Below are 633 nucleotides of genomic sequence, written 5' to 3' on the forward strand. Positions count from 1 at the left end.
ATGCAGATCCTGCAGACCAAGGAGCAGTACAACCAGCTGTTCACCATGCACGGCACCATGATGCTGCTGATGTTCGCCACCCCGCTGTTCGCCGGGTTCGCCAACGTGATCATGCCGCTGCAGATCGGCGCCCCGGACGTGGCCTTCCCGCGGCTGAACGCGCTGGCGTTCTGGTTCTTCCTGTTCGGTTCCACCATCGCGGTCTCGGGGTTCATCACCCCGCAGGGCTCGGCGTCCTTCGGCTGGTTCGCCTACGCGCCGCTGTCCAACACCACGTTCACCCCGGGCGTCGGCGGTGACCTGTGGGTCTTCGGCCTGGCGCTGTCCGGCTTCGGCACCATCCTCGGCGCGGTCAACTTCATCACCACCATCATCTGCATGCGCGCCCCCGGGCTCACCATGTGGCGGATGCCGATCTTCACCTGGAACACCCTGGTCACCGCCATCCTGGTGATCATGGCGTTCCCGCCGCTGGCGGCGGCCCTGTTCGCGCTCGGCGCGGACCGGAAGTTCGGCGCCCACATCTTCGATCCGGCCAACGGCGGCGCCATCCTGTGGCAGCACCTGTTCTGGTTTTTCGGCCACCCCGAGGTGTACATCATCGCGCTGCCGTTCTTCGGCATCGTCTCCGAG

At 65.9% G+C, this 633-nt stretch carries 1 protein-coding gene; it reads left to right on the forward strand.

Annotation, left to right across the window (positions count from 1 at the left end; all coding sequences use genetic code 11):
• Positions 1 to 633 (forward strand): cbb3-type cytochrome c oxidase subunit I (locus tag ACYSM9_RS21890; RefSeq protein WP_461859049.1); only part of this gene is annotated, 633 nt, incomplete at both ends.

This window comes from Arthrobacter sp. C152 (assembly GCF_054890965.1).